This window comes from Pseudomonas fluorescens (assembly GCF_030344995.1).
In the GTDB taxonomy this organism is placed as follows: domain Bacteria; phylum Pseudomonadota; class Gammaproteobacteria; order Pseudomonadales; family Pseudomonadaceae; genus Aquipseudomonas; species Aquipseudomonas fluorescens_BF.
Genome location: NZ_CP128260.1, coordinates 3,622,811 through 3,645,798, shown reverse-complemented (window position 1 = coordinate 3,645,798; position 22,988 = coordinate 3,622,811). Strand labels below are relative to the sequence as shown.

The following is a 22,988-nucleotide window of genomic DNA, read 5'->3' as shown; positions in this document are numbered from 1 at the left end:
GCTTTACAGCGGTGCCGGCTGGATGATCTCGACCCAGTAGCCATCCGGATCCTTGATGAACGCCAGGCTCTTCATGCGGCCATCGGTCAGGCGCTTCTGGAAATCGCAGCCCAGCTCTTCAAAACGTGCGCAGGCAGCGACAATATCCGGTACCGAAATGCAGATGTGGCCGAAACCGCGTGGGTCGCTGTTGCCGTTATGGTAGGCGAAGTCCGCGTCGTTTTCGGTGCCGTGGTTGTGGGTCAGTTCCAGAATGCCGGGAATCGACTTCATCCACTCAGTGCGGGCAGCGTCGTCGGCCGGGATCTGCGATTTGTCGACCAGGGCGAGGAAGTACAGGCTGAATTCCGCTTCCGGGAAATCACGCTTCTCTACCAGCGAGAAACCCAGTACGCGGGTATAGAAATCCAGCGACTTGGTGATGTCTTTGACGCGCAGCATGGTGTGGTTGAACACGAAGTTGCGGGTTGCGCTGTCCGGGGTGGCGGTGACGCCAGGGAAGGTGTTCAGTTCTTGCAGGCTCATGGGCCCTCCGTAACAAATTGGGGCGAGTGAATGGGCGCAATGATACGCATGCCTGGCAGCATCGCCAAACCGAAAGCGCGGGCTTGCCCTGCGAGCGGGCGGGCCTCAGACTTTACGGCTCAATCCGCGAGTGCCTCTGGTAATGATCCGACCGTTCAAATCGCTGTTCGTTTTCCTGGGTTTTCCCCTGCTTGTTCTGCCGGCCTTTGCCGAGGCGCCGAGCATCACCTGGCCCGCCGGCTGGGAAGTCGAAGCGCTGCCCGAAACCTCCCCGGAAGTCTCCCGTCAGCGCGCGGTGAAGACTGATGCCGATGGCAATCAGGTGATGGTGATGGAGTTGACGATGACCCGCGTGGAAAGTGGTCATCAGGTCAACTTGCAGGGCGTGTTGCTGGAAATGCGCAAGTCGGTGCAGAAAGACTTTTTCCAGAGCGGTTATCAGAGTGTCTGCAACAAGGTTCACGCGAGTACGCTGGGCTCGCTGACAGCGCTTGAGACCACTTGTACGGTGACTGAAAACGGCCGACATGTGTTGTCGCAAACATTGGTTGCAGCGGTCGAGGCGGATAAGGCTTACGTACTTTCGTATGCCGGGCAGGCAGAGGTTTATAAGGCCAGCGGCGATGACATAGTGGCTGCGCGAAACAGCTTGAAATTCTAATCGTCTGTTCGTGATCAGTCTGCTGTTAGATACCGGAACTGATTAAACATAAAGTTAATCGCCGGGCAATGAGGCAACATTCGGAAGCATAGTTTCAGCGCGAGAGCGGTTTGAGACTCAACTTGCCCGCCAGAAAAAACGCTGCATTTGTTAAATATTGTCCAAAAAAAAGCCCTGCATATGCAGGGCTTTCATGTTTGCGAGGGATTAACCGCGCAACCAGGAATCAACGGTGGCTGCACCGTACTGTTCCTTCCAGGCCTTCAGGCCGCGGTGGTTGCCGCCCTTGGTCTCGATCAGCTCGCCGGTGTGCGGGTTCTGATAGACCTTGACCACGCGAGCGCGGCGGGTTTTAGGTGCGGCGGTCAGTTGCAGACCGGATTTCGCCGGGTTCGGATCGAGAATGGCGATGATGTCTTTCAGGCCTTTGCCGTAGGTTTTCATCAGCCCCTGGAGCTTTTCTTCGAATTCGATTTCTTTCTTGAGCCCGGCATCGTTCTTCAGCGATTCCAGCTGCTTGAGCTGTTCCTGAAGGGCCTTTTCAGCTGCACGAAATTCAGCGAGTCTGGACAATATCTTTACTCCAATAGTGTGTTTGGCTGATACCAACCGCAAACAAAGCTATAAGCCAAGAGCCTTGAAGCGACTCGGTGATAATGGCTCACCTGCCTATCTTGCAACAGGTAAGAAAAATTGTAGTAGTTAATGCGGCAAGAGTAAATCCTGACTTTTTCTTCATGTAACAACAACGCTGTTTTGTATCAATTTGGTGCGAGCTGTCGGCGAGTCAGGATTTATCCAGAGAAGTTAATGATGAGTTAATGCTTCGATGAAGTCTGCAGCCGGCATCGGTTTGCCGAACAGGTAGCCCTGTAGAAAGTTGACATGGTGGTCGGCCAGGTAATCGCACTGAGCTTGCGTCTCTACGCCTTCGGCCACGATGCCCAGATCCAGTTTGGTGGAAAGCTCGATGATGCTGTCCAGAATGTGCCGGGAGAGGGCATCTTTATCGATCATGGCTACAAATGTCTGGTCGATCTTGAGGAAGTCGACATTGAAAGTTCTCAAGTAGCCAAGGCTTGAATGACCGGTGCCAAAGTCATCAATCGCGATCTTCACACCCATCGCACGCAGTTGCTCGAACAGTTGATGGGTAATGTCGGACGGCTCGATCAGCTCGCGTTCGGTCAGCTCCAGGACCAGGCTGATGCTGCCCGGCTGGAAAGCTGACAAAAATTCACGGCAATCCTCAACCAGCTCCAGATCGTGGCAGTGGCTGGCAGTGATGTTGATGCCAATGTGAAACGGCGCGGTAAAGGTCGGCGACAGCGGCCCCAGTAGGACAGCGGTCTGCTGCATCAAGGCGCGGGTCATCGGCACGATCAGCCCGGAGTGCTCTGCAAACGGGATGAACAGGTCGGGACGCACCAGCCCCTCCTTGGGATGGTTCCAGCGCATCAGCACTTCCGTGCCCGACCACTGTTTACTGTCGCCGTGCACTACCGGCTGAAAGTACGGAATAAACTCTCCCGCCTCCAGAGCTCTCAGCATTTCATGGCTGGGCGATGTGGAGCGCTTCTGCAAGATGTAGCCGATCGCTGCCGATACTGCACCGAAGAACATCAGCAGGCTGAACAGCGGCGGGTATTCATCTTTCATGTAGCGCCAGGTTTCGCCTTCCGGAAACGCGGCAGTGACCGAAAACGCATAGTGCGACGAGTGCAAGGTACTTTGCGCCACCGGCAACGCGGGCAGCGCGCCTTGATGCACTTTGCCGTCGGCGGAGAGCCAGTTGTTGCCGACTTGCAGCAACAACAATGTGTGCCGGCCTATCAGACGCAGGATGTTGCTCAGGTGATAGCCGTCCAGCGTGGTCAGTGCGCCACCGCGCCCTTCGCTCAGGCGATACACCAGCAGCGCGGTATCGGGCGTGACCGGGTTGCCGTTCATGAGCCACAATTTGCCTTGGGTATAGTCACCCGGATTCACGGCTTCCTTGAAGTCGCCAAACAGCGAACTGCAATAGAGATTGTCGTCCCACACCAGATTGGTCGAGCGCACGAACGGGCGGCGGGTGACTTGCTCGCGCAAGGCCAGTTTGACGGTCTCGCAGGTCTGGCCCGCCAGCGGCAGCAACTCCCGGGCGGCCAGGGCGGTATTGTCGAGCATCAGTTCGAACTGACGCAGGGCTTCATCGGCGGTGTGTTGCGAACTTTGCTGAAGGGCGCGCCCGGCCTGCATATAAAGAATCACGCTGCCGAGTACGATCGGCAGCAGGCCACACAGCAATGTCACGATAATCCGCGTGCTGCGCTTGCGGCGGGGCCTGACGGTCAATGGCATGGGCGCATCCTGTCGCGATGGAGTGGGGCTCTTGATGGCAGGCAAAGCGTGCGCGCAAAGCCCAAGGTCTGAGCCCATGATAGATGGCCAATGACAGCTGCGCCGCTCAACGGTAATCCAGCCGTGTTGCCAGTTGAATGAATGCCAGCGTGGCGGGTGATGCCTGGCGCTGATCCAGCACCGCCAGGCCGACTTGCCGGGTGACTGCGGGGGACAGCGGTCGCTTCACGTAGCGTGGGTCGGGATCGAAAGGCAACGAACCTTCGGCCACCACAGTCATGGCATCGCCTCGCCCGACAGTGTCGAGAGTGCTGAGCAGTTGCGAGCAGCGATAGCGGATATTCGGGCTCAACCGGGCGGTATTGAACAGGCGCGAAACCAGCTCCGACGAACCGGCCTCGGTCAGCACGAACGGGTCGTTGCACAGGTCTTTGAGGCTTACTGATTCACGCGCCGCCAATGGGTGACCGAGCGGGAGCAGGGCGACCATCTGATCTTCGATCAGGGCAAACGTGTCGAAGCGCTCCTCGGGCAGCACCACAAATCCGATATCGATCCGCCGCTCCTCCAGCCACTGGATGACTTGCCGATCCGGTCCTTCATCGATGTGCACTTCGATCCCCGGATGCGCCTCGCGATATTGCTGAAGAATCCTCGGCAACAATTTGATCGAGGACGTCGGGCCGAACGAGCCGATGCGCAGCGTGCCGCGTTTCATGCCGCGCGCATCCGCCGCCTCCTGGCGCAAGGTGTTGGCCAGCCCGAGCATCGCGCGCGCGCGCAACAGCAGTTGTTCGCCGATGTCGCTCAGTTCCACTTGCGATTGGTGCCGGCGCAGCAGTTCGACGCCCAGTTCCTGTTCCAGCGACTTCAAGGCGTGGGACACCGCCGACTGAGAAATTCCCAGACGATGGGCGGCGAGGGTGAAACCGCGCAGTTCGGCCACCAGCGAGAAGATTTCGAGTTGGGTCAGGGTCATGAGTAAAGACTCATTTTACGATGATGAGGAATCAATCGAATGATACGTCATCCGTCAGTCTCATCGTTGGGAGCGTTATGCGTTGTCATGAACCTGGTCGTCCGGCCGCCTCGGACATGCCCGTCTATTTGAACCTGGCGCTGGTCACCATGATCTGGGGCGGAACGTGGGTGGCCGGGCGTTTTCTGGCCGGTAGCCTGAGCCCGGTGTTTGCCGCCAGCCTGCGGTTTCTGCTGGCCAGCGTGGCGTTGGTCGTGTGTTTAAGGCTCGCTCGAATCCGGTTGGCGAGGCCCACGCCCCGGCAATGGCTGCAACTGATGCTGTTGGGGTTCTTCGGGATTTTCTTCTACAACCTGTGCTTCTTTTACGGGTTGCAATACATCAACGCTTCCCGGGCATCGCTGATCGTGGCGCTGAATCCGGCGGTCATTGGTCTGGCGTCATGGCTGCTGTTCAAGGAGCGGCTGAGCCGGTTGAAGGTGATCGGAATTGCGGTCTGCATCAGCGGGGCGGGTGTGGTGATCGTCAGTCGTAACCCCCAACTGCTGAGCGAAACGCCCGACGCATGGATTGGCGACCTGCTGATCCTCGGCTGCGTTTTGAGCTGGGGCGTCTATTCGCTGTTCTCCCGCAGCCTCAACCAGAGCATCGGACCGGTGCAGACCGTGACCTTTTCGATTCTGCTGGGCACCTTGCTGTTGTGGGTGTTGGCCCTGAGCCGTGGTGAAGTCGACGTTGCAGCGCTGGCCGCGCTTGGCCCGCGCCAATGGCTGAGCCTGGCCTATCTGGGCGTACTCGGCTCGGCGCTGGCCTACATCGGTTACTACGATGGCATCCGTAAAATCGGCGCAACGCGCTCCGGCGTGTTCATTGCGCTCAACCCGCTGACCGCCGTGCTGGCCGGTGCAATCCTGCTGGGCGAACAGCTGACGCCGGCCATGTGCCTGGGCGGCGTGCTGATTCTGGCGGGCATCTGGCTGTGCAACAAACCCCTTGCACCGGGCCGAAAAAAGCGGATTTTATAGAGAGGGCAGACAACCCTATTTACGCTGTGTAGAATCGGGTTACGCATACAATAATAATCGTCTTCTGGCAGCAGAAGCCTCGCCCGCAAGAGCCTTGGGTCGACAATGAAGATATTCGGGTTTCAACTGATCTACGGTGACTTCCTCGCCCGCAGTGTGCGTGGCATCTCCTGTGCGCCACCCACCGGTCTCAGCATTACTGACAAATAACTCTGGTTAATTGATAAGAATGATGAGGCGCCAACCATGGCAGATTTATACGAAAACCCAATGGGCCTGATGGGCTTCGAGTTCATCGAGTTCGCATCGCCGACGCCTGGCACCCTGGAGCCGATCTTCGAGATCATGGGCTTCACCAAGGTCGCGACCCACCGTTCCAAGAACGTGCACCTGTATCGTCAGGGCGCGATCAACCTGATCCTCAACAACGAACCCCACAGCGTTGCTTCGTACTTCGCCGCCGAACACGGCCCGTCCGTTTGCGGCATGGCGTTCCGGGTCAAGGATTCGCAGAAGGCCTACAACCGCGCACTGGAACTCGGCGCCCAGCCGATCCACATCGAAACCGGTCCGATGGAACTGAACCTGCCAGCGATCAAAGGCATCGGCGGCGCGCCGCTGTACCTGATCGACCGTTTCGGCGAAGGCAGCTCGATCTATGACATCGACTTCGTGTTCCTCGAAGGCGTTGACCGCAACCCGGTCGGTGCCGGCCTGAAGATCATCGATCACCTGACCCACAACGTGTATCGCGGTCGCATGGCCTACTGGGCGAACTTCTACGAGAAGCTGTTCAACTTCCGCGAGATCCGCTACTTCGACATCAAGGGCGAATACACCGGCCTGACCTCGAAAGCGATGACCGCGCCGGACGGCATGATCCGCATCCCGCTCAACGAGGAATCGTCGAAGGGCGCCGGGCAGATCGAAGAGTTCCTGATGCAGTTCAACGGCGAGGGCATCCAGCACGTGGCGTTCCTCACCGACGACTTGGTCAAAACCTGGGATCAGCTGAAGAAGATCGGCATGCGCTTCATGACCGCGCCGCCGGACACCTACTACGAAATGCTCGAAGGCCGCCTGCCGAACCACGGCGAGCCGGTCGATCAATTGCAATCGCGCGGCATCCTGCTCGACGGTGCCTCGGACAAAGACGACAAGCGTCTGCTGCTGCAGATCTTCTCGGAAACCCTGATGGGCCCGGTGTTCTTCGAATTCATCCAGCGCAAGGGCGACGATGGTTTCGGCGAAGGTAACTTCAAGGCACTGTTCGAATCGATCGAGCGTGATCAGGTGCGTCGTGGCGTACTCGCCACCGAGTAATCCGCATCAGATATAAAAAAGCCCGGCCTGCAATTGTGCAGGCCGGGCCTTTTATTGCGCGTCTTACGGGCGCCGCTGGCGCATCAGATGCTTGAACCCTTCAAACACCAGTACAACGACCGCGAGCCAGATCGGGATGTAGGTCAGCCATTCGCTAGGCTTGATGCTTTCGCCCAGCAGCAGCGCCACACCCAGCAACAACACCGGCTCAACGTAACTCAACAAACCAAACAGGCTGAACGGCAGCAAGCGGCTGGCGATGATGTACACCACCAGCGCCGAGGCACTGATCAGACCGAGCAGCGGAATCAGCCACATCAACCCCGGGTATTGATCGAACACCCCGAAACCCTGTTCACCGCCGCGCACAAACCAGTACGCCACCGGCAACATCAAAGTCATGTCGACCCACAAACCGCCGAGGTTGTCGGTCTTGAGGTATTTGCGCAGCACGAAATACAACGGGTAACCGACGACCACCACCAGCGTCGCCCAGGAAAACCCGCCGACCTGATACAACTCGTTCAACACACCGAGGCTGGCAAAAAACACCGCGACTTTTTGCAGGTACGACAGGCTTTCGCCATAAGCGATGCGCCCGGTCAGCACCATGGCCAGCGGCAAGAGGAAGTAGCCCAGCGATACATCGAGGCTGTAACCATTGAGCGGCGCCCACATGAACAGCCACAACTGCACGCCTAGCAACGCGGACGAAACGATCAGGCCACCGATCAACTTCGGCAGCGCAGGAACCCGGTGCAGCAGCTCCAGCACTCGCCGCCATTCGCCGGACAGCAACATGAATACGGTCATGCAGGGCACAGTCAGCAGCATCCGCCAACCGAAGATTTCCACGCCGCTCAACGGGGTGAGCAACGAGGTGTAGTAATACATGACGGCAAACAGCGTCGATGCTGTTACCGATAGAGCAATGCCTTTAGACAAACTGTCCTCGCGGGGGTGATGGTGAAACGGGGGGGCGCAGGATACGTGGTTTTTGTGCTGAATATTGGTCGAGTGCTCAATATTTCCAACAATCAAAAGCTCCCTCACCCCAGCCCTCTCCCGGAGGGAGAGGGAGCCTACCGAGGTGTCTCAGGAAATCCGTCGACCTGAAACGGCTTGTCGATTATGGATTCAACACAATACGTTCAGAGAAAAGCATAGGCCGAATATCTCCGGATCGGTTCCCTCTCCCCCCGGGAGAGGGCTAGGGTGAGGGCAGCAGTCTCAAGCCGAACGCGGTTTGCGCCCAGACACAAAATGGCTCACATCATTAAACCCCGGCGTAGAAGCATGCCCCGGCGTCACCAGCGAATCGATAAACGCCTCATCCTCCGCCGTAATCTTCACAGCCTGCGCCTTGGTGTACGCGTCCCATTGTTCTTCGGTGCGCGGCCCGACAATCGCCGACGTCACCGCGCCGTTGTTCAACACCCAGGCAATCGCAAACTCGACAATCCCGACCCCACGCTCCTGGGTGTATTGCTGAATCTGCTGGGCAATGCGCAACGACTCCACCCGCCATTCCGTCTCCAGAATCCGCTTGTCCTGGCGTCCGGCGCGGCTGTTGGCGTCCGGGGTCACGTCCGGCGCGTACTTGCCGCTGAGCACGCCACGGGCCAGCGGGCTGTAAGGCACCACGCCGAGGCCGTAAGTCTGGGCGGCGGTGATCTGTTCGGTCTCGGCCTGACGGTTGACGATGTTGTACAGCGGCTGGCTGATGACCGGCCGATCGACCCCCAGTTTGTCCGCCACGCGAATCACCTCGGCAATCCGCCAGCCGCGATAGTTCGACAGGCCCCAATAGCGGATCTTGCCTTGGCGAATCAGATCGCCAATCGCCGAGATCGTCACTTCCAGCGGGGTGTTGTGGTCTTCGCGGTGCAGGTAATAGATGTCGAGGTAGTCAGTGCCGAGCCGGGTCAGGCTGGCCTCCAGACCATTGAAGATGTGCTTGCGGCTCAAACCGCTGCGGTTCGGCACGCCGTCCACCGGGCCGAAACCGACCTTGGTCGCCAGCACCCATTCATGACGATGACGGGCGATGGCTTCGCCAACGATCTCTTCCGAGCGGCCATTGGTGTAGACGTCGGCGGTGTCGATGAAGTTGATGCCCTGATCCCAGGCCTTGTCGATGATACGCAGCGAGTCTTCTGCGCTGGTCTGCTCGCCGAACATCATCGTGCCGAGGGTGAGGGTGGACACCTGCAACCCCGAGTGACCCAGTGTGCGATAGCTCATGCCGAAATCCTTTTGTCGGTGGGAAAGCTTCCATCAAATACCAGAAGCGCCCGGCGCGGCAAAGTGAATTTATCGACGCAATGCCTCGCAACGCTCGCGCAAAAACGCCTGCAACACTTTGACCCGTTCCGACACCTGCACCCGATGCGGGCACAACAGATTGAACGGCACGCTCTCGCCGTGCCAGTCATCGAACAGCGTCACCAGCCGCCCGGCGCGGACGTCTTCGGCCACGTCGAGCCAGGCCTTGTAGGCGATACCGTGCCCGGCGAGCGCCCAACGGCGGGCGACCTCGCCGTCATCGCTGAGGTAATCGCCGCGTACTTCGACCTCGACCGTTTCGTCCTCGCGGTGGAAGCGCCAGGTGTTGTAAGGCCGGCCGTTGCGCAGGTAGAGCAGGGCGCTGTGTTCGCTCAGTTCGGCGGGGTTTAGCGGTGTGCCGTGACGCTCCAGATATGCAGGGCTGGCGCAGGCCACGCGACGATGCTCAGGCAGAATCGGCAACGCCACCAGCGTCGAATCACTCGGCACGCCAAAGCGCAGCGCCACGTCCACTGTCTCGCGAAACAGATCCGCATGCCGGTCGTTGAGCAGCAATTGCAGTTGAATGTGCGGGTGCTCGCGCTTGAAATCGTCCAGCCACGGCAGCAACACATTGCGCCCGAAGTCCGATGGCGCTGCCAGTTGCAGCACGCCGCTGAGTCCTTCGGTCTGCTGCTTCAGCGCTTGTTCGCCCTCGGCCAGGGTGGCCAACGCCAGACGCACACTTTCCAGATATCGCCGGCCTTCTTCGGTCAGACGCATGCTGCGGGTCGAGCGGGCGAAGAGGCGGATGCCGAGGCGGGTTTCCAGGCGTTTCAGCGCGATGCTGGCGGCGGCCGGTGTCAGCTCCAGCGCCCGTGCGGCGGCGGAAATGCTGCCGGAGTCGGCGGTACGGACGAAGATTTCCAGATCGAGGATTGAGCTCATTAGTAAAAATCCGTTGAAGATCCTTGGCGTTTTGCGGGATTTTTCCGGGATTGGCAAGCGCGGATACTGAAATCCTGAATATCCGCAGGAGGAAGACATGACGTGGACATTTGATCATCTGGCTTTCAATACCGCTGACGGTCAGGCGCTGCACGACGCTTTTGGTGCGTTACTGGGACTGACGCCGGGGCGTCGGCCGCCGTTTCCGTTTCCGGGGCGCTGGTTGTATCAGGATGGGGAGGCGCTTGTGCATGTGATTGAGCAGCCCGCGCTGGATGAGGCGGCGTTGAGTCATATTGCGTTTCGTACCGATGAAGACGCGGCGGTGGTTTTGAAGCGGGTGCAGGGTAGTGGGTTGCCGTATCAACTGGCGCAGGTACCGGAGGACGGGATCTGGCAGATTTTTGTTCAGATGCCGGGGGGATTGGTGCTGGAGCTGGATGCGAAATCGGGCACTTAAAATCAAGAGCGCCCTCACCCCAACCCTCCCGAAACGTCGGACCGCCCGGAGGGAGAGGGAGCCGACCGAGGTGATCTCACGAGGTACATCGACCTGAGATATCGAGTCGAACTCAGGTTTTGAAAAACATACAAATCGGCTCCCTTTCCCCCTCGCCCCCCTGGGGGAGAGGGCTGGGGTGAGGGGGTGACGCTCTTGGTCACACCGCAGTGTTTAAGCCATGCGTTTAAAGGACACTTCCAGACACGCACCTCAGGCTACACAACCTTGCGCCGTTGCCTACGACTGCGCCAGAATCCGCCGGCTTGTGCGCTCAAGGGCCGGGTTTTATCGTTGTCCCGTCGCTGAAAAACAGCGATCGGGTTTGGTAGCCCGGATCTGACTTGTTGCGCAATTCACCGTATTCGGACGCTTTTCCGTCCGTGCTTTTATGGTGGCCATGCGTGGGGCGCTTTCGAGCGCGCCGGTTCTCCAAGTCACCGGTCTACCAACCCGTGTACGGCCACCACCTCTTCGTTTGGTAGCGAAGTTTGATGGCTCCATTTTTCTGATTTGGAGATTCAAACGCGATCAAACCAACACCCAACCCACCCGAAGCCGATTCAACGTCCCCCTACGAAACCCTCGATTCCAAGAAATTCCACGAAGCCGCCGAACGCGCCCTCGATCACTACCTCAATCCGTTGCTCCCCCGAAAGCCGCTGCTCAAACCCAACACTCGTTACCTCATCGCCCCCGGCATCCCGAGCGAAGAACTGTTGGCCGATGCGTCTGAAACCCTGACCTGCGCCAAAACCATGGCCAGCGATTTCGCCGGGATGATCGATGCGCCGCAGCGGCACGTCCTGCTGGGCATTGGGCAACTGATCATGCTGGCTGAACTGGCGGTAAATAGGGTGCTGGATAATCTGGAAGTAGAGAGCTGAAAATCACAAGCGCCCTCACCCTAACCCTCTCCCGGAGGGAGAGGGGACCGACCGAGGTGATCTCACGGGGTACGCCGACGTTAAACATCGAGTCGAACGCAGACACTGAAATGTACATAGATCGGCTCCCTTTCCCCCTCGCCCCCCCTGGGGGCGGTCCGACGTTTCGGGAGGGCTGGGGTGAGGGGGTGACGTTTGCAGCGACACTGCAAAACAGAAGTCATACACCCAGAATAGAAAACGGCCCGTAATGGGCCGTTTCTGTATTTCGACTAAGGCTTAAGCCCGCAACGTCCGCGTCATCCGCAACGCCAGCAAACTCCCGCCAACAATCACACCCGCCAGCAGATACAACGCCGCATCGGTCGACCCGGTGCTGTCCTTGACCCAACCCACCAGATAAGGGCTCAAGAACCCGGCCATCTGCCCCATGGAGTTGATCAACGCCAGACCACCCGCCGCAGCACCCGCGCTCAACATGGCAGTCGGCACCGGCCAGAACATCGGCAGACCGGTCAGCGCACCCATGGTCGCAATGGTCAGGCCGAGAATCGCAATCGCCGGATTCGCCGCGAAGTTCACCGCGATCAACAGGCCGATCGCGCCCATCAACATCGGCACCACCAGATGCCAGCGACGCTCTTTGCGCAAATCCGCCGAACGCCCGACCACCAGCATGAACACCGCCGCCAGCAGATACGGAATTGCACTCAACCAGCCAATCACCAGGTTGTCGCTGAAGCCGAGGTTCTTGATGATCGACGGCAGCCAGAAGTTGATCGCGTACACGCCGCTCTGAATGCAGAAGTAGATCAAACCGAAGGCCCAGATCGCCGGGTTCTTGAATACGGCGATCAGCGAATCGGACGTGGTTTTCGGTTTGTTCGCCAGGTCTTCGGCCTGATCCGCTTCCAGCACCGAACGCTCGTGCGGGGTCAGCCATTTGGCAGCGGCGAAGTTGTCGCTAAGCAGGAAGTAGGCGAGTGCGCCGAGGATTACAGTCGGAATGCCTTGCAGCAGGAACATCCACTGCCAGCCGGCCAGACCGCCCTGGCCTGCAGCGAAGTGATTGAGGATCCAGCCGGAGAACGGGCTGCCGAGCAGGCCGGACACCGGGATCGCCGACATGAACAGCGCCATGATCCGCCCACGGCGGAAGGTCGGGAACCACTGCGAGAGATACAGCACAACGCCCGGGAAGAACCCGGCTTCAGCCGCACCGGTGAACAGGCGCAGAGTGTAGAACTGGGTCGGCGTGGTGACGAACAGCAGGCAGGTCGACAGCGTGCCCCAGGTGATCATCATCAGCGCGATCCAGCGCCGTGGGCCGAATTTGGTCAGCGCCAGGTTGCTCGGTACGCCGCACAGCACGTAGCCGATGAAGAAGATACCGGCACCGAGGCCGTACACGGTTTCGCTGAATTTCAGCGCGTCGAGCATCTGCAGTTTGGCAAATCCAACGTTGACCCGGTCGAGGTAGTTGAACAGGTAGCAGATGAAGATGAAGGGGATCAAACGCAGGGTGATGCGTTTGTAGACGGCATTTTTATCGTCAGCGATGGTCTGGGCGGCAGCGGCGCTCTGCGACATGGCGGCTCTCTCTTTATTATGATTTTTTGCGATGCAAAGGGTAACGTTGATCGCCCTGAGAGTCTCGGCCACCTTTGGCCGGATTGTCTTTGTGCCTGAGCACAGGGTTTGCTGCCAGACCCTGTGCGGGTGAACAACCGTCCGCGCCTGTTTTCAAGGATTCCAGCCTTTATGTTCGAACTCGATCACGACCTCGCCCAGGACATCGTCGACCGGGCCATGGCCATTTTGCCGTACAACGTCAACGTCATGGACAGCCAGGGCCTGATCCTCGGCAGCGGCGAACCGGAGCGGATCAACACCCGCCACGAAGGCGCGCAACTGGTGCTGGCCAACGGGCGGGTGGTGGAGATCGACGCGCAGACCGCGGTGCATTTGAAAGGCGTGCAACCGGGGATCAATCTGCCATTGCTGCTCGATCAGCGTTTGATCGGCGTACTCGGCATCACCGGCGAGCCGGAGCAACTGCGCACTTACGCCGAACTGGTGCGCATGACCGCCGAAATGCTGGTCGGCCAGCGCAACCAGCAATCCGAACAGCAATGGCGTCGACAACGTTGCGATGACTTGCTCGCGCTGCTGTTGAGCGAAGCGGGGGATTCGCCAAGGTTGGTCGACGAGGCCCAGCAACTCGGGCTCAAACCGCAACTGACGCGGGTGCCGTACCTATTTGAATTAGGACTGGAGCATGGGCCGGGACAAACCGTCGAGGCATTGAGTGCCTGGCTGATGACGCGCTATCCGGACAGTTGGTGCGTGAGTTCGGCCAAATCGTCGCTGCTGTGGTGTCGGCCGGCGAGTCAAAACGTCGAGCATGATCGCCTGCTGGAAAAACTCGATGGTCTGGGCTGGAACATCCTGCGCATTGCGGTCGGCGGGCAGGCCGATGGTCTGGCCGGATTGCGCCGCTGTTATCGGCGGGTCGGCGATCTGCTCGCCTATGGCCGCGAAGTGCTCCCGCGCTCACGGCTGCTGACCCTCAATCGCTATCGCCTGCCGGTGATGCTCTGGCGCCATCGCAACGATGATGCGCTGGATGAATTGCTCAAACCGTTGCGCAAGGTCATCGCCAAGGACAGCAACGGCCAGTTGCTCGCGACCCTGCGCAGTTGGTGCGACCACGACGGGCAGAGCCAGGCCTGCGCCGATGCCTTGGGGATTCACCGCAACAGCCTGCGCTATCGGATGGAGCGAATTGCCGAGTTGAGCGGGGTCGATCCGCTGAAGCTCGATGGCATGTTGGCGTTGTATCTCGGAGTGCAATTGCTACCGCAGACCGACGATTTGTCAAAATGAACAATAAACGCCTGCACGACTTGTGCAGCGGACAGGCGTCAACGCGCAAGGCGACTGGCAGCATGAGGGGCATTGGAACTGGAGAATTCGCATGAAAATCGTCATCGCCCCCGATTCGTTCAAGGACAGCCTGAGTGCCCAAGGCGTTGCAGAAGCCATTGCGCTGGGTCTGGCGCAGGTCTGGCCGCAGGCGACGCTGGTCAAATGCCCGATGGCCGACGGTGGCGAAGGCACGGTGGAGTCGATTCTCGCCGCCTGCGAAGGCGAACTGCGCCGCACCCGCGTGCGTGGCCCGTTGGGTGCAGCAGTTGAAGCAGCGTGGGGCTGGCTGCCGCACAACCACACCGCAATCATCGAAATGGCCGAGGCCAGCGGATTGCAATTGGTGCCGCCGGGGCAGCGTGACGCGTGCATCAGCAGCACGTTCGGCACCGGTGAACTGATCCGCGCGGCGCTGGATGCCGGCACACAACGGGTGATTCTGGCCATCGGCGGCAGCGCCACCAACGACGGCGGCGCCGGCGCGATGCAGGCGCTGGGCGTGAAACTGCTGGATGCTCAAGGGCAATCGCTGGTGCCGGGCGGTCTGGCGCTGGCACAACTTGCAAAACTGGATCTCAGCGAACTCGACCCGCGTCTGGCGCAAGTCCGCTTCGACATCGCCGCCGACGTCAATAATCCGCTGTGTGGCCCCCACGGCGCCTCGGCAATTTTCGGCCCGCAGAAGGGCGCATCACCCGCGCAGGTGCAGCAACTGGATCAGGCCCTCGGTCACTTCGCCGAACTTTGCGCCCAAGCGCTGGGCAACGATGTTCGGGACGAACCGGGCAGCGGCGCGGCAGGCGGGCTGGGTTTTGCCGCCAAGGCGTTTCTCGGCGCACGCTTCCAGGCCGGTGTCGAAGTCGTCGCGGAACTGGTCGGACTGGCTGATGCCGTGAAGGGCGCAGATCTGGTCATCACTGGCGAAGGACGCTTCGATGCCCAGACCCTGCGCGGCAAAACCCCGTTCGGCGTGGCGCGGATCGCCAAACAACACGCTGTACCCGTGATCGTCATCGCCGGCACCTTGGGCGAGGGTTATCAAGAACTTTACGATCACGGCATCGACGCCGCATTCGCCGTCACCAGCGGCCCGATGACTCTCGAACAGGCCTGCGCCGAAGCACCGCGCCTGTTGCGTGAGCGTGCCACAGACATCGCCCGCGTCTGGCGCATGGCTTCCCCGGCCTGATCTGTCACTCATCATCTGAAACAAAGGGTGTTTCATCGCTGAAACACCCGCAACACTTTGAAAAATATTTACTCTTTACCCGCGAAATTCCTCAAGCCTGGCCGATACAGAGATCAGGCGCGCACAAGACTTTCCAAAACAGTGACGCCGGACTGAAGCCCGCCCCGTGGGCCAGTGATCACGGCATGGACGCTCGTAGTTTCAATCATCCGAGAGTCCTCCTATGTCCTTGCGTAATCTGAATATCGCGCCCCGTGCCTTCCTCGGTTTTGCCTTTATTGCCCTGCTTGTGATCGTGCTCGGCGTGTTTGCCGTCAACCGCATGTCGATCATCCGTCAGGCATCGCTGGAGATGGAATCGACGCAGTTGCCGAGCGTCACCCAACTTGCCGTGGTCACGGAAAACGTCCTGCGCCTGCGTATCCTCTCGTTCCGCATTCTGGTCAACCGCGACGCCGCCGGTTTGCAGGAAGCCCAGACCCGCATCGGCGTGCTGGTGGACAAGGTACGTGCTGCCCAGGCCAGTTACGCGGCACTGCCGGCCGGTTCGGAAGAGCGTGCGCTGTATCAGACGTTCGCGACGACCCTCGACAACTACCTGCAAGCCCAGAACCAGATGATGGACTTGTCGCGTCAGGACAAGGTCGATGAGATGCGCACCCTGATCAACACCAGAATCAAGGACGGCACCGATCAGATGGGCGAGCAGCTCAACAAGCTGATTGCGATCAACGCCGCCGATGCGAAGACTGCTTCGGCCCAGGCCGGCGACCACTACGACAGCGCGATTACCGGCATTGTCGTTGTTGCGCTCATCGCGGCATTGGCCACGGTGCTGCTGGCCTGGCTGCTGACCCGCAGCATCGTCACCCCGCTGAACCGCGCCGTCGCTGCGGCGCAAACCATCGCCAGCGGCAACCTGACCAAAGCCATCGAAATTGACGGCAAGGACGAACCGGCGCGTCTGCTTGAAGCGCTGGCCGCGATGCAGACCAACCTGCGCAAGACCATCGAACAGATCGCCGGCTCCGCCACGCAACTGGGCGCCGCCGCCGAAGAACTCAGCGCCGTGACCGAAGAAGCGTCCCGTGGCCTGCAACAACAGAACGACGAAATCGAACAGGCCGCCACCGCCGTCAACGAAATGACCGCTGCGGTGGAAGAGGTGGCGCGCAACGCGGTGTCAACCTCCGAAGCCTCGAACCAGTCGACTCACGCCGCCCGTGAAGGTCGCGATCAAGTGGTGAAAACCGTCGACGCGATCCAGACCATGACCCACGACGTGCAGAACACCGCACAGATGATCGAAGGCCTGGCGGCTCAGGGCCGCGACATCGGCAAGGTGCTGGACGTGATCCGCGCCATCGCCGAACAGACCAACCTGCTTGCGCTCAACGCTGCCATCGAAGCAGCCCGTGCCGGTGAGGCAGGACGCGGTTTCGCCGTGGTCGCGGACGAGGTTCGCGCACTGGCCCATCGCACCGCGCAATCGACCCAGGAAATCGAAAAAATGGTCGCCGGTATTCAGAACGGCACCGGCGAAGCGGTCGAGTCGATGCAGCAAAGCAACCAGCGCACCCAGTCCACCCTGGAAATGGCACGCGCCGCCGGCATCGCGCTGGAGCAGATCACTCAATCGATTCATCAAATCAACGAGCGCAACCTGGTGATCGCCAGCGCCTCGGAAGAGCAGGCGCAGGTGTCCCGCGAGGTCGACCGCAACCTGGTGAATATCCGCGATCTGGCTACCCAATCGGCCGCCGGCGCCAACCAGACCAGCGCCGCGACCCACGAACTGTCGCGTCTGGCGGTGGATTTGAATGCGATGGTGGCGCGGTTTGTGATTTGACCTAGGGTGAAGGCTGGAGACCGCGCAATCAGGAGACGTAAATGCGCTATTCAGCCTTGACCCAACGAATCGCCGGGGAGGGAGCAGCGGCCTGGCGGATTCACGACCGAGCGCTGGAGTTACGCGCCGAAGGGATTGATGTGTTGCTGCTGTCCGTGGGTGATCCGGATTTCGATACGCCGCTGCCGATCATCCACGGTGCCATCGACAGCCTGCTGGCCGGCGATACCCATTATTCCGAAGTGCGCGGCCGGCTGGAGCTGCGCAAACGGATCGCCGAGCGTCATCGGCGCAACAGCGGCCAGGATGTGGATGCCGAACATGTGATCGTGATGCCCGGCGCGCAATGCGCCGTTTATTCGGTGGCGCAATGTCTGCTGGAACCGGGCGATGAAGTGATCGTCGCCGAGCCGATGTACGTGACTTATGAAGGCGTGTTCGGTGCTTGCGGCGCAACTGTGGTGCCGGTGCCGGTTCGCCCGGAAAACGGTTTTCGTGTCGACCCGGTGGATGTTGCAGCGCGGATCACCCCGAAGACTCGGGCCATGCTGCTCAACAGCCCCAACAATCCTTCCGGTGCCAGTCTGTCGCTGTTGATCTGGCAGGAACTGGCGGCGCTGTGCATCCGTCATGACCTGTGGCTGATCAGCGATGAGGTCTACAGCGAATTGTTATACGAAGGCGAGCACGTCAGCCCGGCGAGTCTGCCGGGCATGGCCGAGCGCACGGCGACTATCAATAGCCTGTCGAAATCCCATGCGATGACCGGGTGGCGGATCGGCTGGATGATCGGGCCCAAACCGTTGGCTGAACATCTGGTGAATCTGTCGCTAAGCATGTTGTTCGGTCTGCCGGATTTTGTGCAGAAAGCCGCGCAGATCGCGCTGGAGAAAGATCTGCCGGAAGTGACGCAGATGCGCGAGGAATACCGGTTGCGCCGGGATCTGGTGTGCGAGCGGTTGCGCGGTTGTCCGGGGTTGTACCCGATCAAACCGGATGGCGGGATGTTCGTGATGGTCGATGTGCGCCAGACCGGGCTTGGCGCGCAGGATTTTGCCGAGCGGCTGCTGGAGGGGTATGGGGTTTCGGTGCTGGCCGGTGAAGCGTTCGGGCCGAGTGCGGCGGGGCATATTCGCATCGGGCTGGTGGTGGACCGGGTGAAGCTGGCTGATGCGTGTTCGCGGATTGCCCTTTGTGCTGCGCAGCTTCTCCAGGTGCGCAGTGCCTGAAGATTTTGTGTAGCCCTTGATGGCCTCTTCGCGGGCAAGCCCGCTCCCACAGGTTTTCTGGCGTACACAGAATTTGTGGACGACACGGTCACTGTGGGAGCGGCGGTGCGACGATTCGACTTGCCCGCGAAGACGGCCTGACAGGCGCTGAAGATTTCAGCCTTGCCAAGCTGATGAATTCACCAGATTCATCGGCCTTTCTCCCGCCAACGCCGCCAACAGATTCTCCACTGCACACCGCGCCATGGCCTCGCGCGTTTCATGGGTTGCCGAACCCATGTGCGGTGTCGCCACCACGTTGTTCAATTGCAACAACGGCGAGTCGTGATTCAGCGGCTCGCGTTCGAACACATCCAGCCCCGCAGCGCGAATCCGGTTATGCCGCAAGGTGTCGATCATCGCGGCTTCGTCTACGACCTTGCCCCGTGAAATGTTGATGAAGATGCTTTCGGGCCGCATCAACGCGAACTGTTCTGCGCCGATCAAACCTTCAGTCTGCGCAGTCAACGGCAACGTCAGACAGATGAAGTCCGCCTGCTGCAACAAATCCTCCAGGCTGCGGTATTGCGCATCGAAACGCGCCTCGACCGCCGGTTTGCGCGACTGGCTGTGATAGATCACCGGCATCCCGAACCCGAAATGCCCGCGCTGCGCCAGCGCCTCGCCGATCCGCCCCATGCCGATGATGCCCAAAGTCTTGCCGTGCACATCGGTGCCGAAATGCGCCGGGCCGATGCTGCGGTGCCAGTGGCCGCCGCGCACCATGTTCGCCAGTTCCACCACGCGCCGGGCGGTGGCCAGGATCAGCGCGAAACCGGTGTCGGCGGTGGTTTCGGTGAGCACATCCGGGGTGTTGGTCAGCAGGATTTTGCGCCGGGTCAGGTAGTCGATGTCGTAGTTGTCGACGCCCACCGAAACGCTGGAAATAGCCTCGAGCTGCGGCGCCAGATCAAGCAGCGCCGCGTCCAGTTTCAGGCTGGCGCCAAGCAGACCGTGGGCGGCGGGCAGGGCGTCGCGCAGTTTCATCAGGCCAGTGGCGTCGAGGCTGTCGATCAGTGTGACATCGACGTGTTCCTCGAGGCGCGCCATCAGAGAAGGCGAAAGTTTCTTGTACAACACAACCTGCTTTTTCATCGCAGTCATCTCTCTATCAATTCAGGAATGGGCTGGCTGCGGGCGCGGTGCGACGCGCTTGGCCGTCATCCGGTCGCTGGCGCCGGGCTTGAGAAAAATCGTCAGCACCACCGACAGCATCAGCGCGCCGCTCATCAGCAGGTACGAAGCGCCGGGCGAACCGGTGGCGCTGTTGAGGTAACCGACCAGATAGGAACCGCCGAATGAACCGAGAGCCCCCATGCTGTTGATCAGCGCCATGGCGCCGCCGGCAACGTTGGCCGGCAGGATTTCCGGAACGATGGCGAAGAATGGCCCGTACGGCGCGTACATGCAGGCGCCGGCAATCACCAGCAGCGTGTACGACCACCAGAAATGCTCCGCGCCCAAGGCGTAGGAGCCGTAGAACGCCACCGAAGCAATCAGCAGCGGCGGCCAGACGAAGCGTTTGCGCTTTTGCAGTTTGTCCGAGCCCCACGACACCAGCAGCATACCGATCACTGCCGCCAGATACGGCAACGCCGACAGCCAGCCGGCCTCGATCATGTCCATCTGCGCGCCGGCCTTGAGAATCGACGGCAGCCACAGCACGAAGCCGTAGACGCCAATGCTCCAGCAGAAAAACTGCAGCGCCAGAATGATCACCTTCGGCGAACGGAACGCTTCGGCGTAGTTCTTCACCGCTTTGATCCCGACCTGTTCGGCGGCGAGCGCGCTTTCCAGATCGTGCTTTTCCCGGTCGCTGAGCCACTTGGCCTGGGCCGGACGATCATCAGCGAGCTTCCACCAGATGAATGCCCAGAGCACCGCCGGCAAGCCTTCGATGATGAACATCCAGCGCCAGCTGAAGTGCTGCACCAGATAGCCCGAGACCACCGACATCCACAGCATCGTTACCGGGTTGCCGAGGATCAGGAAGGTGTTGGCCCGCGAGCGTTCGGCGCGGGTGAACCAGTGACAGAGATAGACCAGCATCGCCGGCATCACCGCCGCTTCGACCACACCGAGCATGAAGCGGATGACAATCAGCCAATAGGCGTTGGAGACCACGCCGGTCAGCGTGGCGAGCCCGCCCCAGAGGATCAGGCTGACGAAGATCAGCTTCTTGACGCTGTGCTTTTGTGCGTAGATCGCGCCGGGTACCTGGAAGAAAAAGTAGCCGAGGAAGAACAGCGCGCCGAGCAGCGAGGACAGCCCCGGGGTGATCATCAGGTCGGCGGCCATGCCTGAGGCAGCAGCGAATCCATAATTGGCCCGGTCCAGGTACGCCAGGCTATAGGTGATGAACACGATCGGCATGATGTACCACCAGCGGCGGGTGGCGAGGGTTGCGGTTTTCATGGTCTTGCTCCTGAGCTTGTTGTTTTTGTCGCAGCAGGGTTCAGATTTTGTAGTGACTATGCGGGCCCATTCGCGAGCAAGCCCGCTCCCACATTTGGAACGCATTCCAGTGTGGGAGCGGCGGTGCGACGATTCGACTTGCTCGCGAAGGCGGCCTCGAATTCAGCGGTGAGTTCGGATCGGGTCGGCAAGCCCTCCATGTCGCCCCGGCTCTGCACCGCCCGACTGCCAATCCAGTTGGCGCGTCTGACCGCCTCGGGAAAACTTTGGTGCTCCAGCAGGGCGCTGATCATCCCGACCGCAAATCCATCGCCGGCGCCGACCGTATCGACCACGGTTTCAACCGGCACCCCGGCGACAAACCCCTGATCCAGATGCGTGCGGTAATACGCACCCTGCGGCCCGAGCTTGATCGCCACGGCTTCGGCACCCCGATCGAGATAGAACGCGGCGATGTCCGCCGGATCCTCAAGCCCGGTCAGCAACCGGCCTTCGCTCAACCCCGGCAACACCCAGTGGGCGAGGGCGGCGAGGCGGTTGATTTCGGTGATCATCTCCCGCTCACTGGCCCACAGGCTCGGGCGCAAGTTCGGGTCGAACGATACGCTGCGCCCGGCGTTGCGCATGCGGGTCATAAGCTCACGGGACATTTCTCGCGCCGACGCCGAGAGCGCCGGCGGAATGCCGGTGGCATGCAGATGCCGGGCGCTTAACAGCGTCGGGGTGATCGACTGCGACGACAGATGACTGGCCGCCGAGTCGCGACGGAAATACTCGACCGTCGGATCGCTGCCGTCATCGTTGCGCGACTTGAGCTGAAAACCGGTCGGGTGCGCGTTGTCGACTTCGACATGGCTGCAATCCAGTCCTTCACGAGCCAGGGTCTCAACGACAAATCGTCCCAGCGAATCGGCACCGACCCGGCTCAGCCACGCAACCTTGAAACCCAACCGCGACAAACCGATGGCCACGTTGCTGTCAGCCCCGGCAATCCGTTTGTGAAACTGGTCGACACAGGCCAGATCACCGCTTTGTTCGGCGACAAACATCGCCATGGTTTCGCCGAACGACAGAATATCGATCTCAGACATGAGCAGGCTCCAGGCGGGATTGGCCGAGGCGGGCGAGGGCGGCGACGTGTTCGGTGGTGAGTTGCACCAGATCATCGCCCTGTAACGGGTATTCGGCGGCGCGCATGACCCCTTGGGCCATGTGTCGCAGCAGTTGTTCCCACAGATGCAGGTCGGTGGCGGCGGGCGGCACCGCTACCAGTTTGCCGTCGGCGCGGCGGGCCACGGCTTTGCAATGCACGTAACCGACGTGGCGGCCCAGCAGGCGTGCGGCGCTGGTGGCGGACTGGTCTTGCCACTGCCAGTTGCCGATGTCGAAGGTCATCTTGATTGGCAGGTTGTGTTGTTCGACGGCGGTGAAGAAGCGCTGGAACGGTTCGATGCGACCGCCGTGCAGGGTCTGGTCGTTCTCCACCAGCAGTTGCACCGGGCTTTGCGCAAGGATTTGCGCCAGTGATTGCAGATCATTGTTGTCGGTGAAGAAACCCAGGGAAACCTTCAGCCACTTCGAACCGAATGCTTCGGCGTTTTGCAATGCGGTGATGAGTTCGGGATTGGGCCGCGACTGGCCGGCCAGCCACAGCTCGGTGGGCGAGGAATAGATGCTTTGCAGGCATTCGGCTTGAGTGGCGGCGGCGAGCTGTTCGGGGACTTCGTTGGTCAGCAGCTCTTCGCGCCATTCGATGCGATTGGCGCCGGCAGCGGTCAGCACCTCGATGAACGAAGCCTGGCCACGACGGCGAACGAGGTCGGCGCCGTAGCTGGAGAGGCTGATGGAAACGGCAGGTTTATTCATTGTTATCTACCTCTGAAA

Annotated in this window: 21 protein-coding genes; 9 read left to right on the top strand and 12 right to left on the bottom strand. The window is 60.3% G+C overall.

The features are described 5' to 3' along the window. Positions 1 to 3 precede the first annotated feature (3 nt). Positions 4 to 525, bottom strand: a complete 522-nt coding sequence (gloA, locus tag QR290_RS16160; protein ID WP_115078070.1) for a lactoylglutathione lyase — start codon at positions 523 to 525, stop codon at positions 4 to 6. Between the two features lie 142 nt (positions 526 to 667). Here gloA and QR290_RS16155 point away from each other — a divergent pair, with 142 nt between their 5' ends. Then, positions 668 to 1,186, top strand: a complete 519-nt coding sequence (locus QR290_RS16155; protein WP_289203076.1) for a DUF4946 domain-containing protein — start codon at positions 668 to 670, stop codon at positions 1,184 to 1,186. Positions 1,187 to 1,393: 207 nt separating this feature from the next. Here QR290_RS16155 and QR290_RS16150 read toward each other — a convergent pair whose 3' ends face one another. The 3 genes from QR290_RS16150 to QR290_RS16140 all read right to left on the bottom strand — a co-directional run bounded on the left by QR290_RS16150 (position 1,394) and on the right by QR290_RS16140 (position 4,508). Then, positions 1,394 to 1,759, bottom strand: a complete 366-nt coding sequence (locus QR290_RS16150; RefSeq protein ID WP_064381416.1) for a histone-like nucleoid-structuring protein, MvaT/MvaU family — start codon at positions 1,757 to 1,759, stop codon at positions 1,394 to 1,396. A 234-nt stretch (positions 1,760 to 1,993) separates the two neighbouring features. Beyond that, complete coding sequence (locus tag QR290_RS16145; protein WP_115078069.1) at positions 1,994 to 3,529, bottom strand: EAL domain-containing protein; 1,536 nt, start codon at positions 3,527 to 3,529, stop codon at positions 1,994 to 1,996. Positions 3,530 to 3,635: 106 nt separating this feature from the next. After that, positions 3,636 to 4,508, bottom strand: coding sequence for a LysR family transcriptional regulator (locus QR290_RS16140; RefSeq protein WP_115078068.1), 873 nt, complete (start codon positions 4,506 to 4,508; stop codon positions 3,636 to 3,638). A gap of 77 nt (positions 4,509 to 4,585) precedes the next feature. Here QR290_RS16140 and QR290_RS16135 point away from each other — a divergent pair, with 77 nt between their 5' ends. Both QR290_RS16135 and hppD read left to right on the top strand, forming a co-directional pair. Then, on the top strand, positions 4,586 to 5,533 hold the full coding sequence (locus QR290_RS16135; RefSeq protein ID WP_289203075.1) for a DMT family transporter: 948 nt from the start codon (positions 4,586 to 4,588) through the stop codon (positions 5,531 to 5,533). Between the two features lie 246 nt (positions 5,534 to 5,779). Next, positions 5,780 to 6,856, top strand: coding sequence for a 4-hydroxyphenylpyruvate dioxygenase (hppD, locus tag QR290_RS16130; RefSeq protein WP_085710021.1), 1,077 nt, complete (start codon positions 5,780 to 5,782; stop codon positions 6,854 to 6,856). A gap of 63 nt (positions 6,857 to 6,919) precedes the next feature. Here the strand turns inward: hppD and rarD are convergent, their stop codons facing one another. The 3 genes from rarD to QR290_RS16115 form a co-directional block, all read right to left on the bottom strand. Further along, positions 6,920 to 7,801, bottom strand: coding sequence for an EamA family transporter RarD (gene rarD, locus QR290_RS16125; protein WP_289203074.1), 882 nt, complete (start codon positions 7,799 to 7,801; stop codon positions 6,920 to 6,922). 285 nt (positions 7,802 to 8,086) lie between these two features. Continuing rightward, positions 8,087 to 9,100, bottom strand: a complete 1,014-nt coding sequence (locus QR290_RS16120; RefSeq protein ID WP_289203073.1) for an aldo/keto reductase — start codon at positions 9,098 to 9,100, stop codon at positions 8,087 to 8,089. Between the two features lie 69 nt (positions 9,101 to 9,169). Next, positions 9,170 to 10,069: a LysR family transcriptional regulator gene (locus tag QR290_RS16115; protein ID WP_115078063.1), complete on the bottom strand. Its 900-nt coding sequence runs from the start codon at positions 10,067 to 10,069 to the stop codon at positions 9,170 to 9,172. A gap of 97 nt (positions 10,070 to 10,166) precedes the next feature. On the opposite strand from QR290_RS16115, the gene QR290_RS16110 reads away from it, so the two are divergent. Together QR290_RS16110 and QR290_RS16105 are read left to right on the top strand one after the other, a co-directional pair. Next, positions 10,167 to 10,529 carry a hypothetical protein gene (locus QR290_RS16110; RefSeq protein ID WP_289203072.1) on the top strand — a complete coding sequence of 121 codons (363 nt, stop codon included), beginning with the start codon at positions 10,167 to 10,169 and terminating at the stop codon, positions 10,527 to 10,529. 569 nt (positions 10,530 to 11,098) lie between these two features. Then, positions 11,099 to 11,455 carry a DUF6124 family protein gene (locus QR290_RS16105; RefSeq protein ID WP_289205304.1) on the top strand — a complete coding sequence of 119 codons (357 nt, stop codon included), beginning with the start codon at positions 11,099 to 11,101 and terminating at the stop codon, positions 11,453 to 11,455. 279 nt (positions 11,456 to 11,734) lie between these two features. On the opposite strand, the gene QR290_RS16100 is transcribed toward QR290_RS16105, so the two are convergent. Further along, a complete protein-coding gene (locus QR290_RS16100) occupies positions 11,735 to 13,045 on the bottom strand; it encodes an MFS transporter (RefSeq protein ID WP_134827056.1) in 1,311 nt (436 codons plus the stop codon). A gap of 171 nt (positions 13,046 to 13,216) precedes the next feature. Here QR290_RS16100 and QR290_RS16095 point away from each other — a divergent pair, with 171 nt between their 5' ends. The 4 genes from QR290_RS16095 (at position 13,217) to QR290_RS16080 (ending at position 18,650) form a co-directional block, all read left to right on the top strand. Further along, positions 13,217 to 14,341: a sugar diacid recognition domain-containing protein gene (locus tag QR290_RS16095; RefSeq protein ID WP_115078059.1), complete on the top strand. Its 1,125-nt coding sequence runs from the start codon at positions 13,217 to 13,219 to the stop codon at positions 14,339 to 14,341. 91 nt (positions 14,342 to 14,432) lie between these two features. Beyond that, positions 14,433 to 15,572 carry a glycerate kinase gene (locus tag QR290_RS16090; protein ID WP_289203071.1) on the top strand — a complete coding sequence of 380 codons (1,140 nt, stop codon included), beginning with the start codon at positions 14,433 to 14,435 and terminating at the stop codon, positions 15,570 to 15,572. Positions 15,573 to 15,795: 223 nt separating this feature from the next. Further along, positions 15,796 to 17,421 carry a methyl-accepting chemotaxis protein gene (locus tag QR290_RS16085; RefSeq protein ID WP_289203070.1) on the top strand — a complete coding sequence of 542 codons (1,626 nt, stop codon included), beginning with the start codon at positions 15,796 to 15,798 and terminating at the stop codon, positions 17,419 to 17,421. A gap of 41 nt (positions 17,422 to 17,462) precedes the next feature. Beyond that, entirely contained in the window at positions 17,463 to 18,650 is a 1,188-nt protein-coding gene (locus tag QR290_RS16080; RefSeq protein WP_289203069.1) for a pyridoxal phosphate-dependent aminotransferase, read from the top strand. A gap of 156 nt (positions 18,651 to 18,806) precedes the next feature. Here the strand turns inward: QR290_RS16080 and QR290_RS16075 are convergent, their stop codons facing one another. The 4 genes from QR290_RS16075 to QR290_RS16060 are packed head-to-tail and all read right to left on the bottom strand — an operon-like array spanning position 18,807 to position 22,970. Further along, entirely contained in the window at positions 18,807 to 19,784 is a 978-nt protein-coding gene (locus tag QR290_RS16075; RefSeq protein WP_115079954.1) for a 2-hydroxyacid dehydrogenase, read from the bottom strand. 21 nt (positions 19,785 to 19,805) lie between these two features. Beyond that, positions 19,806 to 21,104 (bottom strand): MFS transporter, encoded by a 1,299-nt coding sequence (locus tag QR290_RS16070; protein ID WP_115078056.1) that lies wholly within the window; start codon positions 21,102 to 21,104, stop codon positions 19,806 to 19,808. Between the two features lie 56 nt (positions 21,105 to 21,160). After that, positions 21,161 to 22,195, bottom strand: coding sequence for a sugar kinase (locus QR290_RS16065; RefSeq protein ID WP_289203068.1), 1,035 nt, complete (start codon positions 22,193 to 22,195; stop codon positions 21,161 to 21,163). After that, positions 22,188 to 22,970, bottom strand: coding sequence for a sugar phosphate isomerase/epimerase family protein (locus QR290_RS16060; protein WP_289203067.1), 783 nt, complete (start codon positions 22,968 to 22,970; stop codon positions 22,188 to 22,190). The genes QR290_RS16065 and QR290_RS16060 overlap by 8 nt, the downstream gene beginning before the upstream one ends. Between the last annotated feature and the right edge of the window lie 18 nt (positions 22,971 to 22,988).

What these genes read in the sequence shown, in the direction of transcription:
- QR290_RS16095 (WP_115078059.1), top strand. Translation starts at nt 13,217, where the DNA reads ATGTTCGAACTCGATCACGACCTCGCCCAGGACATCGTCGACCGGGCC.
- QR290_RS16110 (WP_289203072.1), top strand. Translation starts at nt 10,167, where the DNA reads ATGACGTGGACATTTGATCATCTGGCTTTCAATACCGCTGACGGTCAG.
- QR290_RS16115 (WP_115078063.1), bottom strand. Translation starts at nt 10,069, where the DNA reads ATGAGCTCAATCCTCGATCTGGAAATCTTCGTCCGTACCGCCGACTCC.
- QR290_RS16135 (WP_289203075.1), top strand. Translation starts at nt 4,586, where the DNA reads ATGCGTTGTCATGAACCTGGTCGTCCGGCCGCCTCGGACATGCCCGTC.
- QR290_RS16075 (WP_115079954.1), bottom strand. Translation starts at nt 19,784, where the DNA reads ATGAAAAAGCAGGTTGTGTTGTACAAGAAACTTTCGCCTTCTCTGATG.
- QR290_RS16070 (WP_115078056.1), bottom strand. Translation starts at nt 21,104, where the DNA reads ATGAAAACCGCAACCCTCGCCACCCGCCGCTGGTGGTACATCATGCCG.
- gloA (WP_115078070.1), bottom strand. Translation starts at nt 525, where the DNA reads ATGAGCCTGCAAGAACTGAACACCTTCCCTGGCGTCACCGCCACCCCG.
- QR290_RS16090 (WP_289203071.1), top strand. Translation starts at nt 14,433, where the DNA reads ATGAAAATCGTCATCGCCCCCGATTCGTTCAAGGACAGCCTGAGTGCC.
- QR290_RS16120 (WP_289203073.1), bottom strand. Translation starts at nt 9,100, where the DNA reads ATGAGCTATCGCACACTGGGTCACTCGGGGTTGCAGGTGTCCACCCTC.
- QR290_RS16080 (WP_289203069.1), top strand. Translation starts at nt 17,463, where the DNA reads ATGCGCTATTCAGCCTTGACCCAACGAATCGCCGGGGAGGGAGCAGCG.
- QR290_RS16100 (WP_134827056.1), bottom strand. Translation starts at nt 13,045, where the DNA reads ATGTCGCAGAGCGCCGCTGCCGCCCAGACCATCGCTGACGATAAAAAT.
- hppD (WP_085710021.1), top strand. Translation starts at nt 5,780, where the DNA reads ATGGCAGATTTATACGAAAACCCAATGGGCCTGATGGGCTTCGAGTTC.
- QR290_RS16145 (WP_115078069.1), bottom strand. Translation starts at nt 3,529, where the DNA reads ATGCCATTGACCGTCAGGCCCCGCCGCAAGCGCAGCACGCGGATTATC.
- QR290_RS16140 (WP_115078068.1), bottom strand. Translation starts at nt 4,508, where the DNA reads ATGACCCTGACCCAACTCGAAATCTTCTCGCTGGTGGCCGAACTGCGC.
- QR290_RS16085 (WP_289203070.1), top strand. Translation starts at nt 15,796, where the DNA reads ATGTCCTTGCGTAATCTGAATATCGCGCCCCGTGCCTTCCTCGGTTTT.
- QR290_RS16065 (WP_289203068.1), bottom strand. Translation starts at nt 22,195, where the DNA reads ATGTCTGAGATCGATATTCTGTCGTTCGGCGAAACCATGGCGATGTTT.
- QR290_RS16155 (WP_289203076.1), top strand. Translation starts at nt 668, where the DNA reads ATGATCCGACCGTTCAAATCGCTGTTCGTTTTCCTGGGTTTTCCCCTG.
- QR290_RS16060 (WP_289203067.1), bottom strand. Translation starts at nt 22,970, where the DNA reads ATGAATAAACCTGCCGTTTCCATCAGCCTCTCCAGCTACGGCGCCGAC.